General features: G+C 54.4%; 13 protein-coding genes and 3 pseudogenes. 5 read left to right on the top strand and 11 right to left on the bottom strand.

The annotated features are described in order from the left end of the window. Nucleotides 1-13: 13 nt before the first annotated feature. The 3 genes and pseudogenes from AUC60_RS02245 to AUC60_RS28395 all read right to left on the bottom strand — a co-directional run. The gene (locus AUC60_RS02245; RefSeq protein ID WP_087264450.1) at nucleotides 14-679 is read right to left on the bottom strand and encodes a dTMP kinase; all 666 of its coding nucleotides are present in this window, start codon (nucleotides 677-679) and stop codon (nucleotides 14-16) included. A 102-nt stretch (nucleotides 680-781) separates the two neighbouring features. Then, the gene (locus tag AUC60_RS28390; RefSeq protein ID WP_420800718.1) at nucleotides 782-1645 is read right to left on the bottom strand and encodes a methyl-accepting chemotaxis protein; all 864 of its coding nucleotides are present in this window, start codon (nucleotides 1643-1645) and stop codon (nucleotides 782-784) included. Further along, a pseudogene (locus tag AUC60_RS28395) lies at nucleotides 1640-2395 on the bottom strand (HAMP domain-containing protein); the annotation flags it as partial. The pseudogene AUC60_RS28395 and the gene AUC60_RS28390, both read right to left, overlap by 6 nt. A 273-nt stretch (nucleotides 2396-2668) precedes the next feature. Here AUC60_RS28395 and AUC60_RS02255 point away from each other — a divergent pair. The 3 genes from AUC60_RS02255 to AUC60_RS02265 all read left to right on the top strand — a co-directional run bounded on the left by AUC60_RS02255 (nucleotide 2669) and on the right by AUC60_RS02265 (nucleotide 5659). Beyond that, a complete protein-coding gene (locus AUC60_RS02255; protein ID WP_087264452.1) occupies nucleotides 2669-3799 on the top strand; it encodes a metallophosphoesterase in 1131 nt (376 codons plus the stop codon). Next, on the top strand, nucleotides 3796-4251 hold the full coding sequence (locus AUC60_RS02260; RefSeq protein ID WP_087264453.1) for a thiol-disulfide oxidoreductase DCC family protein: 456 nt from the start codon (nucleotides 3796-3798) through the stop codon (nucleotides 4249-4251). Before AUC60_RS02255 ends, AUC60_RS02260 begins: the two co-directional genes overlap by 4 nt. A gap of 70 nt (nucleotides 4252-4321) precedes the next feature. Beyond that, entirely contained in the window at nucleotides 4322-5659 is a 1338-nt protein-coding gene (locus AUC60_RS02265) for a GDSL-type esterase/lipase family protein (protein WP_202973057.1), read from the top strand. Between the two features lie 282 nt (nucleotides 5660-5941). Here AUC60_RS02265 and AUC60_RS02270 read toward each other — a convergent pair whose 3' ends face one another. From AUC60_RS02270 to AUC60_RS02290, 5 genes are all read right to left on the bottom strand, one after another. Continuing rightward, complete coding sequence (locus tag AUC60_RS02270) at nucleotides 5942-6706, bottom strand: hypothetical protein (protein ID WP_087264454.1); 765 nt, start codon at nucleotides 6704-6706, stop codon at nucleotides 5942-5944. 161 nt (nucleotides 6707-6867) lie between these two features. Further along, the gene (locus AUC60_RS02275) at nucleotides 6868-8259 is read right to left on the bottom strand and encodes a DUF1254 domain-containing protein (protein WP_087264455.1); all 1392 of its coding nucleotides are present in this window, start codon (nucleotides 8257-8259) and stop codon (nucleotides 6868-6870) included. 102 nt (nucleotides 8260-8361) lie between these two features. Next, nucleotides 8362-9240 carry a transporter gene (locus AUC60_RS02280; RefSeq protein WP_087264503.1) on the bottom strand — a complete coding sequence of 293 codons (879 nt, stop codon included), beginning with the start codon at nucleotides 9238-9240 and terminating at the stop codon, nucleotides 8362-8364. A 98-nt stretch (nucleotides 9241-9338) separates the two neighbouring features. After that, nucleotides 9339-11294, bottom strand: coding sequence for an alkyl/aryl-sulfatase (locus AUC60_RS02285; protein WP_087264456.1), 1956 nt, complete (start codon nucleotides 11292-11294; stop codon nucleotides 9339-9341). Between the two features lie 1096 nt (nucleotides 11295-12390). Next, nucleotides 12391-13185 carry an SDR family NAD(P)-dependent oxidoreductase gene (locus AUC60_RS02290; RefSeq protein ID WP_087264457.1) on the bottom strand — a complete coding sequence of 265 codons (795 nt, stop codon included), beginning with the start codon at nucleotides 13183-13185 and terminating at the stop codon, nucleotides 12391-12393. Nucleotides 13186-13259: 74 nt separating this feature from the next. Here AUC60_RS02290 and AUC60_RS02295 point away from each other — a divergent pair. Beyond that, nucleotides 13260-13619 (top strand): annotated as a pseudogene (locus AUC60_RS02295) (LysR substrate-binding domain-containing protein); the annotation flags it as partial. 135 nt (nucleotides 13620-13754) lie between these two features. Continuing rightward, the gene (locus AUC60_RS02300) at nucleotides 13755-14381 is read left to right on the top strand and encodes a pyridoxamine 5'-phosphate oxidase family protein (protein ID WP_087264459.1); all 627 of its coding nucleotides are present in this window, start codon (nucleotides 13755-13757) and stop codon (nucleotides 14379-14381) included. Between the two features lie 114 nt (nucleotides 14382-14495). Here the strand turns inward: AUC60_RS02300 and AUC60_RS28400 are convergent, their stop codons facing one another. The 3 genes and pseudogenes from AUC60_RS28400 to AUC60_RS02310 form a co-directional block, all read right to left on the bottom strand. Continuing rightward, nucleotides 14496-15359, bottom strand: a complete 864-nt coding sequence (locus AUC60_RS28400; protein ID WP_372489436.1) for a methyl-accepting chemotaxis protein — start codon at nucleotides 15357-15359, stop codon at nucleotides 14496-14498. Then, nucleotides 15354-16136: pseudogene (locus AUC60_RS28405) on the bottom strand (MCP four helix bundle domain-containing protein); the annotation flags it as partial. The pseudogene AUC60_RS28405 and the gene AUC60_RS28400, both read right to left, overlap by 6 nt. A gap of 300 nt (nucleotides 16137-16436) precedes the next feature. Next, nucleotides 16437-17111, bottom strand: a complete 675-nt coding sequence (locus AUC60_RS02310; RefSeq protein ID WP_087264461.1) for an HAD family hydrolase — start codon at nucleotides 17109-17111, stop codon at nucleotides 16437-16439. Nucleotides 17112-17282 lie beyond the last annotated feature (171 nt).

Here is a 17282-nt window from a genome sequence, read left to right on the forward strand (position 1 = left end):
GCCAGCGAGGTCCTTATCGGAGGGTTCTGTATATCTCGGAAACCACCTGCATCGTTGCGTCTTCGATGGCCCCTTCATTGCGGCATAAAAACCAGCCGTTATCTGAAACTGCTTGTTCGAACGCTTCGGTGCAGGTGACCTGTTCTTCCAGCGTATGGATCACAGTACTGCTCAGTCCGCGCCGTCGTGCTGCTGCCCTCGCCCAGGAAATATCCGGAGCGGTGACAACCCCTACATGCAGGTCCGGCACTCGCACGTTTCGATCAATGTTCAACTGCAGAATGTCTGCAAACGGGATTTGCCGGCGAAACGCGGCATCGGACGGGTACCACCGATCGATCAGGATGATGCTGCCTAGAGGCTGTGTAGCCAGCACGTGTCGAGATATCCAGGTACGGCTATCAGCAAGGCGCTCACAAACCTCCAGCTCCAGATCCCAGGAGGGATTTCTGACGAGCCTGTTAACGAGCGTCATGGTTTCACGCCTGAAGGGATCGCTTTTTTTCTCGCAAATCCGGATCACCTTTTTGTTATCTGCCCTCAGTACTTTCGTCACGGCTTCCAACAGTGTGGTTTTACCGGCTCCTTTGGGGCCATCCAGAGAAACAAACAGCGGACGATTCCTTCTTTCACACAACGATTGATAGTGTGACCACTTTAACCTTGTTCGGGTAATCATCGCGACTGAGGCCGGATGACCACTGCCCCGCTCCACTCAGCCACAGCTAAAGGCAAACCAGCTAAAGCCCCGTTTGTACGGGGCTTCATGAGCATCGCCACCCTAAAGGCGGAAACGATCCACTGATTGAGAAAGCTGACCTGCAAGCGCTGACAGTTGATCAGTGGTACTGGCTGTCTCACCAATCACACGGCTATTGCCTGCCGACATGCTGGCGATCATCTCCACCTGGTGAGCGATTTCGTTGCTGGCCAGACTTTGTTCGCCAATGGTCCGGGTGATGTCGTTGACCAGTTGAGTGGTGCTTAGCGTCGCCTCAAGAATCTCGCTAATAGCCTGCTCAACCTCGGCGGTGACGGCCATGCCTTTGTCGACCTGAGCAACACCCGCCTCCATGCTGGTTACAGCTTCGCGAGTGCTTTGCTGGATGCGTGCAACCATACTGGCAATTTCCTGCGTGGAAGCGCTGGTACGTCCGGCGAGGCTTCGCACTTCATCGGCAACCACCGCAAAACCTCGGCCCTGCTCACCGGCACGGGCCGCTTCAATGGCGGCGTTGAGCGCCAACAGGTTGGTCTGGTCAGCGATGCCCTTGATCACCTGAATGATGGTGAAAATCCCTTCGGACTCTTTATCCAGCGTGCGGATTACCTTTGCCGACTCTTGCGAGGAGCGCGCAATGCCATCCATGTCGCTCACGACCTGATGAATCACACGTCCGCCATTCTTGGCCAGCGCTTCAGCCTGATTGGCCATCGCCAGTGCATGCTCGGCATGGCGAGTAATTTCTTCGATGCTTGCGGTCATTTCGCTGGTCGCTGCCGACATCGTGCCTGCCGCGGAACTTTGCTGCTGGCTGCTCCCGGCGACTTCGTGACAGCCACTGCTCAATTGCTGGCTGATATGACTCACGCCCTGGGCATTGTTGCGTACCACCTCGATCATGCCGCGCAAGTCACGCTGCATCACGGCCAGACTGCGGATCAACATGCTGGCTTCATCCCGGTTGCCTGGTTCAGCGATAGCTTCGCTCAGGTTGCCATGGGCAATGCTGTCGGCAATTCGTCTGGCAACTTGCAAAGGAGTCATGATGCTTCGGGTCACCCAGATGCCTTGGGCGATCAGCAGTATCAGGCTGATCCCCAGCACAACAGCAAGGGTGATATTGGCAGTGCGGATCGCATCACGTGTGGCCTCGCCACTGGCCCGGGAGTTATTCTCGATCAGCTCGCTTACGCTGGACATCTGATCTTCCAGTTGGGTGAAAGCGCTGCTGAACGTGGCCAACTCCTGCTGTGCCTGTTCCGGGCTGTTGATCGCCACGCCAACAATCCGCTCCCCCGCAGCAATATAGGCATCCAGGCTAGGCTTGATCTTGTCCAGCGCCAACTTGAGGGTTTCGTCGAGGGGCAGCATCAGGTTATCGCCAAGCACTTTTCGAAAATGCGCAGCATGCTCTTTAAGGCCATCTACGACGTCTTCTCGACGAGTATCGCTTTTCCCCAGCCCGACCAGCATCGCCAACAGTACGTCAGCACGCAGCGCATCGTGCATCATGTCGGCTTCCAGATGATTGCTCAGTGCAGTCATGCTGACTTCACTGTCGATCATCGCGGCCTCCGTGCGCGCGTTACCCAGATAGTTGACCAGACTGATAATCAGAACAGTGAGCACACTGGTCCCGATCAACAGCAACAGACGTAGTTTTATTGACATCTTTAAGCCCCTTGCGATCAATGGACAAATTGCTGTTGTGCAAGTCTTATCGGCGCTTGCTGACCGTTATTTAAGGCTAATTTCGGGAGCGTCCTGAATCTTTCTCCGATTTTGCCGACTCCCGATGCATTGCGGGCCATCGAACAACTGAACGATAGGGTTTTCTGAACTGGCGGCTTTTTGTGTGACAAACTTTGTAGCTGAATGGGTTGAGCTTGGTGGGCCTGTACAGTTGCGACACGCAACTCAATCGATCGTAAGGGAACGCGTTTAATGTTTCACGTTATGTTCAGCCTGCCATGCCTGTACGTCATCACACGTTTCATCCTGCCAATGCCATGGAAGCTGAAGGCCAAAATTATCGCAGCGCTGCTGCTGATGTTTGCCTCGCAGTATCACCTGTACTCTCGATTTTCTTCCGGAAGCGTTTTTTCCCCGGAATTTCCACGAATGGTAGTGATGCTTTTCAATTGGGCATTTGGCGCGATTCTGCTGATCGCTGTGGGGCAGATCATCGTCGACATTGTCACGCTGCTGAGGATGCTGATTCGCCGGCAACGGCTCACCATTCCGGCCGGCCTGCGTTATGGGCTGGGTATCGCGGCGCTGCTGCTGTCCGCTCTGGGTGTCCACCAGGCGGTGCGCGTCCCGCCAGTCAAGGATATAGAGATCGCGATCAAAGACCTGCCCTCGCAGTTTGAAGGCTACAAAATCCTGCAACTGACCGATCTGCATATCAGCCGCCTGTTTGATGAGCCGTGGACCCGAGCGGTGGTGCAGGACTCCAATAATCTGGGTGTCGACCTGATCGTCGTCACTGGCGATTTAATCGACGGTTCTATCCATGACCGGGCGCTAGACATCGATGCATTGCGCGATCTTCGTGCTCCCGACGGCGTTTATGTCATTCCTGGCAACCATGAGTACTTCTTCGACAATGAAGCCTGGATGCAGCACTTCGTCTCGCTCGGCATGATTCCTCTTGCCAATAGTCACACGCTGATCAAGCGTGACGGAGCACAGATTGTATTGGCGGGCGTCACGGATGTGACGGCTCCGAAAACGGGCTTTCCCGCGCCAGACGTGAAGCAGGCGCTGAAAGGCTCGCCAAGAGACACGCCGATCATTCTGCTCGACCACCAACCCCGCAATGCAGAGTTTTCCGCAAGCCAAGGTGTAGCCGTTCAGTTATCCGGTCACACCCACGGCGGGATGATTCTGGGGCTTGAACGCGTGATTGCCTTGGCGAATGAGGGCTTCGTCTCCGGTTTCTATGACGTTGATGGCATGCAACTTTACGTCAACAACGGCACAGCACTCTGGCCGGGATTTGCCCTGCGATTGGGTATACCGTCAGAGCTGACACGCATCACGCTTCGAAAAGCGGCGCAGCAAACCCAATGATCATGGAAGTGAAGGCTCCCGCCCCGTACGTTAATCCGGAGGACACTGTCGTGCTCTTCGACGGCACCTGCAAGCTGTGTAACGGTTGGGCAAGGTTTGTTATCCAGCATGATCGGGCACATCGCATCCAGCTTGCTGCAGTGCAGTCACCGGAAGGTCAGGCATTGTTGCGCTGGGCCGGTTTGCCTCAGGACAAATTCAATACCATCGTTCTTGTCTCTAACAACAAGGTGTACATACGTTCTGAGGCAATGTTTGAGATTCTCGGCCGCCTCGGCGCCCCGTGGCGATGGCTAGTCTTGGCACGGGTTGTTCCGAAAGCCCTGCGGGACTGGATGTACAACAAAATCGCCTTGAATCGCTATCGGCTGTTTGGCCGGTATGACGCTATTCGGCTACCGACCGCAGACCATGACCGCCGCTTTTTGAAAGCAGCGCCCTCTCGGCCTTAAAAGACTGAAACCGCCTGCTGCGCGGTTATTGATGGTTTACTGATAAAAACAAAAGAGAGAAGGATCATTCATGAAAATGAAACTGGCTTGTTTATCGGTCGCCCTGATCACCACACTTTTTGCGGCATTGGCTCAAGCTCAACCCGACAATAAATGGGCTGCGGCGTGGGTAGGTGCCATTCAGGGGCCCTACCCTGTTGGCAACCCCTCGGCGCAGCCGGACCTGAGTCTCGCGTTCCCGGCGCCGGATCAAGGAGCGCAAGATCAAACCTTTCGCCTGATGGTGCGGCCGGACATCTGGGCGGGGCAAACACGGATTCGCCTGTCCAACGAATTGGGTACCCGTCCCATTACATTTGACGGTGTCTATGTAGGCCTGCAGCAAGGTAGCTCGGCAGTCATGAAAGGCACTAACCAGGCTGTCTCTTTTGCAGGCAAGCCAAGCATTGAAATTCCAGCTGGTACTTCGGTGTGGAGCGATCCTGTCACACTGCCGTTTGCCCAAGGGAAGGACTTGTCACTCCTTCAAGGTCGCAGGCTGGCCGTCAGTTTTCATGTCAAAGGCCAGAGCGGGCCGATGACGTGGCACGCCAAAGCACTTAACACCTCTTATGTGAGCCGCCCTGGCGCGGGATCTGTGGGCCAGTCCGAGGAGGAAAACGCCTTCCCGTTCAGTACCACGTCGACGTACTTTCTGGATGCGGTCGACATGATGGCGCCGAAAGACACCAAAGTTGTTGTGGCCTTCGGGGACTCCATCACAGACGGCACCGGTACAACCTTGAACGGCGATGATCGCTGGCCAGATGTACTGGCCAGGAAGTTACATGCTGTTTATGGAGACCGGGTATCTGTAGTGAACGCGGGTATCGGTGGCAATCAAATCGCTGGTCCTGCCAGCTACTCGCCACAAGCGCCTTTCGCGGGCGGCCCTTCGGCGAGAATGCGCGTGGAACGCGATGTCATCGGCGTATCCGGGGTGACGACCGTGATCTGGCTCGAAGGTATCAATGACCTCAGCAAAAACGGCAATGCCTCGGTTGACAGTGTTAAAACTGCAATGACGGAGGTTCTGGGCAAAATAAGATCACAGCGGCCAGAGGTCAGAGTCATCGGCGCAACTGTGACCACCGCTCTGGGCAGCACCAGCGCTGCACATGGTCATGCCGAGCAGAATACAAAACGCGAAGAACTGAATGCGTTCATACGTACATCCGGTCTTTTTGACGATGTCGTCGACTTTGCGGCCGCGACGATCGACCCGGCAACAGGCGGTATGCGCCGTGAATTTGTGGCCGATAGCACCGTGGGCGGCCCCGGCGACAAATTGCATCCCAACAGAGCGGGCTATCAGGCAATGGCCGAGAAGATAGATATCTCAAGGCTGTTCAAGCCTGAATCGAAATGAGTATGGTGATGGTTGAGTGCTCAACTGCGAGAGATACCGTCGCCCTCTCCTACCAAAATAGATACTGCTGAATTGAAATACACTCTCTGTAAAAGCATCCGGGGTGCTTAGTCTTGTTGGGGAGGCGGAACCTCTGACGATGCAGACAGGACGTCTCGCCAACAGGACTACGCGCCCCATAAACGCCAGAGCTGGCAGGCATAGTGTAAAAGGCGTATCTCAGAATCATTTCTGACCTCCCTAGCCAAGAAAACACTGGGCGACTAAGTCAATCAGGCTCAGTTACTTCCCAAAGGTCACGTTCAGTCCTGCGAACACGGTGAACTGCGGTAAGCCATCGCCTTTTTTCTCCACTGTCCATTGTGGCTCGACGAATGCGTTGAAGATGTTGCTGCCAGCTTTCCAGGCTTTACCCACCCCTAATCCAATCGGGATGTAGTGGGTGTCCTGTTTCAAGTCGAAAGTCCATGTAGCTGTCGACCTTAAATACCAGCCCTTGGGCAGGTTATGAATGATGAAAGGCTGGAATGTAGCGGACTCGACATGAGCACGGTCGCTATCCCCTGCAAACGAGCTTTGGTATTGGACCAGCGCACCCAGCAATCCCCTGGGGGATGAGTCGATGGCCACCGCGGCCAGGCCCGCTTGCCATTTGCCGGTACCGAGTTCGTCATGTGCAGCAGTCGGCGCAGTAATTTGAGGACCGATACCCAGCTGAATGCCTTCAGTCTTGAGTAGAAAAATATCAAACAGATTGAGATCCCCGATACCTGTGCTGTAGCCACCATGGGGATCTGGACGGGTACTTAGCGGCAGCGTTGCTCGCAGCAGTTGAGGCACACCGATAAAATCGTTCGGCGCTATCGGTAACGTACCCCGCAACAACAGGTCATTGGTATGAACATTGGTGTCGTAGATCCGGGGCGTGTAGTAGTCCTGAAGGTTCATACCCGGCGCCAGGTTAAGAGGGTTGTTGCTCTTGTTGGCTTCTTCGGCATTATCAGCACTCGCGTGCTGGATGAACGGCAACACACAGGTCAATGCCATGGCGAAAACACTCAATCGTCTATCCATAACGAACGCCTCGAACGTGTAATAAGCCTAGAGCTCCGATTCAGTCTGACGAGGGTGCTGTCACTGCCACTAGCCCAGTCAAACAGACCGGAACCATTAGTGGCTAAGCAACCAGTCAAACGATGCACTACCCCTTACTTCGCCTTCTCGATCAGCGGAGACTTCCACTCGCCTGCCAGCAGCTCAGGCTTTGGCCAGTAGTAGCGCATGGTGACCATGAAAGGACCCTTGGGGGCCGGCAGCCAATTGCTCTCTTTTCCGGGGCCGGGAGAGTCTGCCTGGATGTATAGAGTCAGCCCGCCATCGACATCGGTTTTGAGTGAAGGAAGCATCGGCGAGTTAATCAGATAACGATTGATAGGGTTGGCGACCAGGAGCTGTTTAGGCAGGTCGTACATAGTCAGCGACCAAAAGGCTTCAACCGGAGGCTGTTCCCCTTTAGCAAAGGTCAGGGTGTATCGGTGCTTGCTCGCGTCCAGTGGCTCACCTGCCGAGTCCTTGTCGTAAATGGGATACATTGCCTCTTCCCGGGAGTTGGCACCAATCCCCATCTGTGCACCGGTAGCGCGAGCGACATAGTCGTTGTTCAGGTACTGCCGCGTGCCAAACAGCGTGTCAGTCTTGCCGCCCAGCGAGCTGCGTAATTTATCGATTTGCTGCTGGCCATCCTGCATCCCGGCCACCAGCGCTGCTTGCTGCTCTGCGGGGAGTCGTGATGCGTTGAAGGGTTTGCCAGGCTCGATACCTATTTCACTGAAGCGTTTGCGCAGGTCGACTTCACTTGGGTGCACGGGAGCAAATTGCAGCAGAAACGCGAGTTGATTGAAAAACTCAGGAGAGCTGCGCTCGGTTTTCGGAGATATTGGCGTAATCCATTTGATTTCTGACATGGCCGCAGGCGGTGGCGTCTTCAGGTAAGCAGATAGCGGTTGGACCTTATAGCGTTCCTGGATTTTTTTTACATTGTCCAAATCGTCTGGATTGAACAACTGCGTCCGCCCCACGACCGAGACCAAATCGGTTTCAGCCTGAATGACCTGATCAACTCCGCTCGGTTTTTGTCCTTCCCAGTCTGGACCCGCAATCATGTACGTTCCGCCTTTATTGCCCGTGGTACGGCTTCCGATATAGGCAAAATTGAAGCTGTACAGGTCCATCAACTGAAAGACAAAGTAGCGATTTTTTTCCATCTCAGGAACGCTCAGTACAATCGGTTCGGCTCGCAGGTTCAACCCGATGAATGAATAAGGCGTGTCTGAGTTCGGCGTGACAAAGGCCGTGTCCGCTGGGGTAAAAACTCTTGGAACGTTAAGTATCGAGTTAAAGGGACCTTTGTACTGAGAGCTGGCTGTGTCTATGGAAAACGCATACATAACACGGTAGGTATCCACCATCGGCGTACCAAACACGTACGCCTCTTTGGCGATATCTCGAATTCGCTGAGTGTTCGGCTCCGCTACAGAGGCGTGGCTTGTGCACATCAAGACAGCTGCGAAAACTGCACTGATAATTAGTGGTTTAGACATCCCGAATTCTCCATTGCAAAGCCAATAAAGTCGTGGTGGGGAGCGCAGTCAAAGATCCGAGACATGCGGTCGTGGGGTGAGCCCGGTAATTGCTCATAGACGTCACCACACATACTGCAAGCGCAGCGTCCAGGTATTCACGTCGGGTGACCCGCTGCGTTCTGAAACGGTGTCGGAATACGCAATCAAGCCGCCGAACTGTGGAGAAAGCATGAAGCCCAGGCTGGCACCCACCAGCGTGTTTTGCTGCTGGTTGTCCTGGTTGACGCCGTTGATTTTGGTCTCGCCTCCCTTGTTATAGGTGGCATCGAGTGAGGCCCATAAGGCACGGTTGAAGCTGTAGCTGTAATGGCCTTCCACTGCATACAGCGGCTTTTGCTCCAACTTGTTGTCGCCCAGATAATCGTCGTTGTCGCCGTACAGCGAAACGTAGGTATTGAACTCCAGCCAGGTCGGGCCGATGGGTGTGCCAAAAGCCAACTCTGGTTTGAACACCCAGCGATTGGCGCCAATGTTCAGGATCTGTTTCTTGTCGTAGTCACCGGTTGGCGTCGTCAGCCAGAACGCGCCGGTCAGAAACGTCTCGGGTTTCCAGTTGGCGAACTCTTCCTTGGTCAGCGCCGGACCACCGAACAGGTTATGCACAAATACCAGTTGCGTATCGCCCATGCCCCCGTCGTGTTTGGTGCCATCGAAAAAGCGCGCATTATCGAAGGATGCACTGACATCGGCATAAGGCTGAATGATCTGGATCGCCGAGTTGCGGCCATCAATGCCGAATGAACGCGCATAACGCAGGATGTAAAGGTCCGCGTTCAGCGACAGGCCATCGATGGGCAATGAGGTGTCAATCGGAGTGTTAGTGTCAATGAGGTTGTAGTAGCCGAAAATCATGTTGAGATCGGTCGGCAGATTCTGCCAGTCACGTGCATTGTCCGCATGGGCGGTGATCGGGGGCAAGACAACGGTGATCCCGAGCATAGTAGCGCTGGTAATCAATGAGCGTCGCAGCATGGTCTTTCCTCACTGTTCATCCATGAGTCCACCCCGGCAGGCGATACCGGGGCGTATTTCAGCTATCAAGGAGTGACGATGTCGAACATGGTCGGGAAGGCGTCCAGCAAAGCCAACAGTTCATGGATCTTGCCAGTGTCACCTTCGACTTTGGCTTTGCCTGCATTGACCTCTTGGTCCAGAGTCAGACCACCCATCATCAGACCCGCAAATCCCAGCTTGTCGACAGTCAGGGTCGCATCGGCATTTTCGAGTACTTTGCCTTCGCTGTAGATGACTACACCATTACGCAATTCCACCGCGTAACTGGGGCCTTCCGGCTGTTTCCAGTTCAACAGCAAGTGCTTGCCGATCGCTTTCGGACCGTTGATTCGTACGCCAAGATAATCAAGCAGCAGATCCGGGCTCATCGCTGCGACCATGTCAGCGCTGGATGTACTAATACCTGGCACTTTAGGCACGCCATTGCGTAGCTCATAAGCGCCCATCAGATATTCGTTACGCCAGGTAGGGTTCTCGGTTTGATAGCCCAACTGCTCAAATGCGTCAGCTTGCAGATTGCGCGCTTCCTGGTTGGCCGGGTCGGCGAACACCACGTGCTTGAGCACCTCAGAGGCCCATCGATAGTCTCCTTGGGCAATTGAGGCTCTGGCCTTGGTCATGACCGCCTCGGCTCCCCCCATGAACTCGACGTATTTCTTGCCGGCCTCAACCGGCGGCAAAGGGTGCAGATTGGCGGGGTTACTGTCATACCAGCCCAGGTAACGCTGATAGATGGCTTTGGCATCGTGGTTGACCGAACCGTAATAACCACGGTTGTGCCACTGTTTACCGGTGCTATCGGGCAGTTGCAACTGCTCGGCAATCTCAGTCATGGTGAAGCCTTTGTTAGCAAGGTTCAGCGACTGATCGTGGATATATTTGAACATATCGCGCTGATCAGCGATGAAGCTGACGATGCGCTTCTGGCCCCACATCGGCCAGTGGTGCTGAGCGATCACTACCTCAACCTGATCACCATGGGTGTTGAGCGCCTCGTTGAGCGTCTTCCACCAGTTGGCAGCGTTGCGTACTTGCGCTCCACGCAAAGTGTAGAGGTTATGCAGGGTATGGGTGGCATCCTCAGCAGTGTTGAGCAGTTTGAATTGCGGGAACCAGATCAACATCTCTGACGGCGCTTCTGTGCCAGGCGCCATCTGAAAGAGCATTTCAACACCGTCAATTGTGCGCTTTTCGCCGGTCTTGGTGATGGTGTCAGTCGGTGGGATCAGGGTGAATGAACCGAATGAAGTGGTCTTTCCCAGACCCGCGTCCAGCTGACCGCGATCACTGCGTGGCAGCAAGGCTCCATACTGATAGAGGGTACGGCGGCTCATGGCGTTACCTGCCAGTACGTTTTCACTCACCGCTTCTTCAAGGAAACCCTCTGGCGCAATAACCTTGACCTTGCCTGACTTCACATCTTCTTCGTTGGTGACGCCTTTGACGCCACCGTAATGGTCGGCGTGGCTATGGGTATAGATGACCGCAACAACTGGTTTTTTTGGCCGATTTTTGTAGTACAGATCAAGACCCGCTTTGGCCACCTCGGTGGTGACCAATGGGTCAATGATGATCAAACCGTTGTCTGTTTCAATGATGGTCATGTTGGACAGATCGAAACCACGGATCTGATAGACCCTGTCAGTCACCTTGAACAAACCGTTGTTCAAATTCAGTTCGGCGATTCGCCAAAGGCTTGGGTTAACCGTGTCAGGAGCCTCGCCCTTGATGAAGTCATAGCTGGTCAGGTCCCAGGATGTTGCGCCCTTGGCATCCTTTATCGTCATGGGCACCAGTGTTTCGATAAAGCCTTTTTTGGCATCCTCGAAATCTTGTTTATCCGCGAAAGGCAGATCTTTGAGCACTGCCGCGTTGGCTTGTCGGGTCTGTTCGCTTGCCCCCTTCGGCTCAACTTGAGCCAATGCCAAACTACCATTGAGACTAACCGCCAGAACCAGTAAATGATGACTAAACTTCATCGAGGGGCACTCCTGTGAGATGAATAAAGTCTTTCTCGTTGTTCAAGCTGAGTGGTTGAGAAGCTATGCCCAAACCTGAATCGCTCAACGTTTGTTCTGAACGTGCACTTGGCAAGCAAGCTAACAATCCTTCGTTGCAGTAGTAGTTAAGCTTTGTTGGCTGGCTACTACCGACGCCGGCATGCCACGCTAAAACTAAAAGCCCATTATCCATCCCCCGCAATATGCAAGCGGCAGCTTAGGCAATCCGTACATTTGAAAGCTCGTTGTTTATTTAGAATTACTGTTTTTTATTTTCACCAGACCTGACGCGCCCTCTGCGTGTGCGACTCATAGACCGTAGCACTAAAACAGTCGCTTGCAAGTAATAGTAAAATCCGTTTCCTGTAACGAGTGCGATACAGGTGAGGCCGCCTTCTTCCCTATTAACCTCGTGCCGACTGGTGACGTTGAGTCAGAGGGCCCAAGTCCTCGGCGCGGTCAGTGCGCTGAATACATATCTCCTTGCCTTCCGGCCCCTCCAGCAAAACTTGATGTTAGAAAGCGTCCACGCTATAACTTTAGTTATAACTTGATCAGTCTCCACCGTCCCAGACAGGCGTATATCTGCTACCAAGATATTGAAAGATATAATGAATAGTGGCGGCCAAAGTGAAGGTGCTGTTTATATCGCGAAGTTTCATTGGTAACGCTCCCTGTTCAAATCCGATTTCGACAGACAGCCGGAAGCATGCACGTTTCGAAGCATAGACGTAAGCTGGAGCTGCGCACGAAAATCAAATGAGACGCCTGTTCCATTGATAGCACTTTGATAGCTAGCGTCTGTGACTGAGTTGGCATTCAGCTTCAAATGTTGAAGCCAATCAAGTAACAGCCCCTTGAATCCAAGCCCCCTCCGCTATCAATAACTAGGGATGTAGCCTGTGGTGTGATTTCCACCCGTTGAAGATTAATGCCAATGCTCACATACCAGCACTAACACATCGACCACGTACGTCACCTTGAGTCCGCAGGCAAATCGCTGACCTTCATGATTGAACAGTCAGCGATCAAAAGCTTCTCAGCCTACAACACCTGTCGACAGTGCCGGTTCGCATCAAACGATGTCATCGACCACGCCGCCATCAACCCTGAGCGCCGCGCCCGTGGTGGCTGACGCCTGAGTCGAGCACACATACACGATCATGTTCGCGACTTCTTCGACGGTAGCGGCACGCTGGATAATCGAGCTGGGACGATGCTCCGCGATGAACGCCTTGGCGACTTCATCAAGGGATTTTCCCGTACGTTCCACTTCGCTATGCAACATGCCTGCAACGCCTTCGGACAAAGTCGGTCCCGGCAGCACGCTGTTGACCGTCACGCCGCTGCCGGCGACGCGCTTGGCCAGGCCGCGAGCCAGTGCCAGCTGGGCAGTTTTGGAAACGCCGTAGTGAATCATGTCCGCCGGGATATTGCGTGCAGACTCAGAAGACACGAACACCACCCTGCCCCAGCTTTTCTCAACCATTGCAGGCAGCAATGCACGGCTCAGACGCACACCGGACATGACGTTGGTCTGCCAGTAGCTGTCCCAGACCTCGTCGTCAGTTTCAAAGAAATCCTGAGGGCCATAGATCCCGGCATTGTTCACCAGGATGTCGATATGCCCAGCGCCTTGCACCAGCGTTTCAACACCATTTGAAGAGCTCAGGTCAGCGGCAACGCCAGTGATTTTCGCACCCGGAACTTCGCTGGATAACTTGGCCACTGCGTTCTTTACAGAGCCTTCACTGCGGCCATTGATCACCACCTCTGCGCCAGTCTCGGCAAGTCCTTTGGCGATCGCAAAACCTATCCCGCCGGTCGAAGCGGTGACCAGCGCACGCTTGGTATTCAACTGAATCTTCATCTTCACTCCATCATGATTGGGTGGGCTTGACCCACCCTATTGGAGCTTCCACAGTCTGTATAGAGGCAGTCGACCACCGTTGGGTGAGCTTCTTGTCCGGCCAGAGCAACAGGCCTCTTGCCTGGCACTTTCTGGAGAAAGGTGAGGACCGGCATTATCCGAGCCGCGGGGTTATTACAGTCAATGAGTCCAATGCATACGTACAGTGCGGACTTGCAGGCTTCGGGATTATTCAGGCACCCGGTATCACCGTAGATACCTTCCTCACCAACGGAGAATTGGTTGAAGTGCTGCCAGCCTTTCGTCCTGCACGTCGCAAAGTGTCCGTGCTTTACCCCAGCAGAACTCATTTGGCGCCGCAGGTACATGCGTTTGCAGACTGGCTTCGCGAACACTTTCCGGCATTGCATCCCACGTGGTTTGAGGCTGACTGATTAGATGCTGTACAGCTAACCGCTTACTACCGGACCAATCGCATTTGCGTCATAGCGACAGCTCACACTCAATGTGACTACCCTGGCGCCTGTGCCGGGCTGACAACTAAAGCAAGACGATAAAAAGAGACCGCTATGGAACTGGACACGAACGAGTACGTGACGACGACTGAAGCGCTGGAAAACCTGTATGGCGCCGTCGCACGCCCCTCCATCATCAAAGAGGTGGATCATATCCATCCCGTCTATCGACCTTTTATCGAGTCGGCTCCATTTGCGATTCTTGCCTCGTCAGGTCCCGGCGGGCTTGATGCGTCACCACGTGGCGATCAAGCAGGATTTGTCCATATCGAAGACAGCAAGACGCTTTATTTACCTGACCGGCGTGGTAACAACCGGCTCGACACCCTGCGCAACATAGTGGCTGACCCCCGTGTTGCGTTGCTGTTTCTGGTGCCTGGGGTGGGCGAAACATTACGCATTAACGGGACAGCGCAGATATCAGTCAGGCCCGAGTTACTGGCGCGCTTCGCAGTGAACGGTCAACTGCCTAAATCTGTTTTGCGAATCACTGTCACCAGCGTTTACTTCCAGTGCAGCCGAGCGGTTATCAGAGCGGGGCTTTGGGATATGGCGCGCCAGGTGGAGCGAAATACGCTGCCTACCGCTGGAAAAATCCTTAAGGAAATCTCCGCTGCCGAAATCGATGGCGATGCCTACGACCGCGCCTTGCCAGGGCGCATCGCTGATACCTTGTATTGATCGTCTTTTCTGACTCACCAGTAGCGCGTCCAGAACCGGTTTGGGCTCTGGACGCAGGCGGCTCACTGGCTGAGCCGCTACGTCTCTAATGAATATAGAGGTGGGTGGAACTCATCAGAGCTTGAATTTACCCACCAGCGTATTGAACGAAATCGCCAGCCGTGACAACTCCTGACTCGAAGCGTTGGTCTGGTTTGCACCTGCGGAAGTCTGGGTCGACAGGTCCTGAATGTTCACCAGATTGCGATCAACTTCACGGGCGACCTGCGCCTGCTCTTCGGCTGCGCTGGCGATAACCAGGTTGCGCTCGTTAATCTGACTGACGCCAGCGCTGATTCGCTCCAGGGCAAGGCCTGCTTCTGTGGCCAGCGATTGGGTGCTTTGCGCCATCGACTGGCTTTTGCCCATCGATTGCACGGCCTCGTCCGCGCCCGCGCGCACTACCTTGATCATTGCTTCAATTTCGCCAGTCGAGGCCTGGGTACGGTGAGCCAACGCCCGGACTTCATCGGCTACAACAGCAAAACCACGCCCCTGTTCACCGGCGCGCGCGGCTTCGATGGCGGCGTTGAGGGCCAATAGATTGGTCTGCTCAGCGATACCGCGAATCACGTCCAGCACCTTGGTAATGTCACGAATCTGACCGGCCAGCGTTTCGACACGCTGCGTGGAATCGTTGATGTCCACCGCCATGGTGTTCATTGCCGTCACAGCCTGCTGCACCTGGTTCTGGCCTTTGATCGCGTCTTCTGCGGTCTGGCTCGACACCTGAGAAGTGCTGGCTGCGTTGCGAGCCACCTCTTCCACCGCTGCGGTCATTTGATTTACAGCCGTTGCCGCTTGCTGAATCTCGTCATTCTGACGAACAAGGCCACGGGTGCTGTCTTCAGTCACAGCGGTCAACTCCTCGGCGGCCGAGGCTAATTGATCAGAAGCATCGGCAATTTGCTGAACGGTGCCTTTGAGATCTTTCTGCATGTTCGACAGCGCTTTCAGCAGTTGCCCGGTTTCATCTTCACTGCCTGTTGTGATCTCTTTGGTGAGGTCGCCCTGAGCGATGCGAGTTGCGCTTTCCACCGATTGATAGAGCGGTCGAGTAATCATGCGCGTAACCACCAGCCCAAGAGCAACGGCCGCAGCGGCTGCGACAAGCGCGCCGATGATCAGCGCCCACGTCACTTGTTGGTTAGTCGCTTGCCCTGAGGTAGCTACGTCGAGCGCCTGGCGAGCATTGGACTCGATCATGATTTTGACTTCGCCAATCGTCTTGCGATACGCGGGGGTTGCGCTGGTATCGGCAAACTTGGCGGCCTGATCGACATCGCCGCTTTTCAGCAGCGCGAAAACGTTTTCTGCGGCGGCGACATACGCTGGCCAGTCTCGCTCGAACTCGTCACCGGCCGCGCGCTCATCAGCTTCCAGCGGAGTGGCACGATAGATTTTGAATTGCTGCTCAGCCTCGGCCTGGTTGTCCCTGAACGACAAAGCCGCAGCGTTTATCTCCTCAGGCGTGGCTTTGCGTAACCCCAGGTTGATGGCCCTGAACATGTCCCGGTGGGTGGCGATCACGTTGGCCTTGACCGAGTCGGTTTTCTGGATCGATACCAGATTGTTGCTGACCGTGCTCTGCAACTGGCCGTAGATAGTTGAGATCCCGCTGTACCCCAGCCCTGCAACACCGACCGTGATCAAGGCACATAAACCAAAAGCGAACAGCAACTTGGATTTGAGCTTCAGATTGAGAAACTGGGACATGGTGAGCACTCAGGTCTGTAATTGTTAGAGTCGAGAGCTCAATGCACCAAAGCCCTCTCTAGCAGCATTATCGACTGGGAGTGGGCAAACTTGATGGCGGTTGCATCACCGCGCAACCAACGGTTATCTGTAGGAATGAGCTTGCTCGCGATAGCGTTTTATCAAACGAGACTTTTTGACTGCAACATTGCTATCGCGAGCAAGCTCACTCCTACAGGGATGCGTTTAATTAAGTGGTAACCGTAGGGCCGGCTTTAGCCGGGAGAACCTTACAACGGTCGAGATAGTGGTGTGTAACCCTTAAGGCCGCGACGCGATTTCATCCAGGTGCTCTAGCAAGTCTTGCGGGTCCTCATACACGCGCAAAGCCCCTGCCCGTTCAAGCTCTGCAATGTCATAACCGCCCGACAGCAAGCCGATGCCCGTTGCTTTGCAGCGACGCGCGGCGAGCATGTCCCAGATGGCATCGCCAATTACCAGGCACTCATCAATAGGTGCATCCAGTTTGTGCGCCGCAGCCAGGAACAGATCCGGGTCGGGTTTGCCGTACTTCACGTCATCGCGGGTAATAATGTTGATCTCGTTGATGTCCAGTTTCAGCGCTTTCAGATTGATCGTCGCGGTGTCGATACCGCCGCTAGTCGCAATACACCACTTGAGGTTGTCCTGGCTGAGCGCGTCAAGCAGCTCTATCGCGCCAGGCAATGCGATGATCTGACCCTGAAGGCGCTCGTAGGCGTCTGCGTGCTTTTCGCTGAGCCGTTTGGCCTGCGCTTCGCTGATTTCCAGGCCGGTCTCTCTAGACAAAGTCTTGAGCATCAATCCGCCACTCATACCGATTCTGCGGTGAATGCGCCACATCGCGAGAGGAATATCCTCAGCGTCCAGCGCTTCTTTCCAGGCCGCAACGTTTTGATAAACGCTATCGGTGAGCGTGCCGTCCAGATCGAAGATGAACGAGGTTTGTGGTCGCATGAGGTTGTTCCTTTAATGAGTTTGAATCGACGTCCACTTTTTTCGAGTGCCTGCAAACCGAGGTGTTCGGTTTTTCTTCAGTTCCTTTCACCAATGCGCTGAACGGCCATGCGCACAAAAACCTATGAAATACTTGTACAAGAATTTACATTGGTACAGGTTTTTGCGCAG

The organism is Pseudomonas caspiana (genome assembly GCF_002158995.1).
Taxonomy (GTDB): Bacteria; Pseudomonadota; Gammaproteobacteria; order Pseudomonadales; family Pseudomonadaceae; genus Aquipseudomonas; species Aquipseudomonas caspiana.

Coding starts and splice junctions, on each gene's coding strand:
- AUC60_RS02245 (WP_087264450.1), bottom strand. CDS start 679: ATGATTACCCGAACAAGGTTAAAGTGGTCACACTATCAATCGTTGTGT.
- AUC60_RS28390 (WP_420800718.1), bottom strand. CDS start 1,645: ATGCAGCGTGACTTGCGCGGCATGATCGAGGTGGTACGCAACAATGCC.
- AUC60_RS02255 (WP_087264452.1), top strand. CDS start 2,669: ATGTTTCACGTTATGTTCAGCCTGCCATGCCTGTACGTCATCACACGT.
- AUC60_RS02260 (WP_087264453.1), top strand. CDS start 3,796: ATGATCATGGAAGTGAAGGCTCCCGCCCCGTACGTTAATCCGGAGGAC.
- AUC60_RS02265 (WP_202973057.1), top strand. CDS start 4,322: ATGAAAATGAAACTGGCTTGTTTATCGGTCGCCCTGATCACCACACTT.
- AUC60_RS02270 (WP_087264454.1), bottom strand. CDS start 6,706: ATGGCATTGACCTGTGTGTTGCCGTTCATCCAGCACGCGAGTGCTGAT.
- AUC60_RS02275 (WP_087264455.1), bottom strand. CDS start 8,259: ATGTCTAAACCACTAATTATCAGTGCAGTTTTCGCAGCTGTCTTGATG.
- AUC60_RS02280 (WP_087264503.1), bottom strand. CDS start 9,240: ATGCTCGGGATCACCGTTGTCTTGCCCCCGATCACCGCCCATGCGGAC.
- AUC60_RS02285 (WP_087264456.1), bottom strand. CDS start 11,294: ATGAAGTTTAGTCATCATTTACTGGTTCTGGCGGTTAGTCTCAATGGT.
- AUC60_RS02290 (WP_087264457.1), bottom strand. CDS start 13,185: ATGAAGATTCAGTTGAATACCAAGCGTGCGCTGGTCACCGCTTCGACC.
- AUC60_RS02300 (WP_087264459.1), top strand. CDS start 13,755: ATGGAACTGGACACGAACGAGTACGTGACGACGACTGAAGCGCTGGAA.
- AUC60_RS28400 (WP_372489436.1), bottom strand. CDS start 15,359: ATGCAGAAAGATCTCAAAGGCACCGTTCAGCAAATTGCCGATGCTTCT.
- AUC60_RS02310 (WP_087264461.1), bottom strand. CDS start 17,111: ATGCGACCACAAACCTCGTTCATCTTCGATCTGGACGGCACGCTCACC.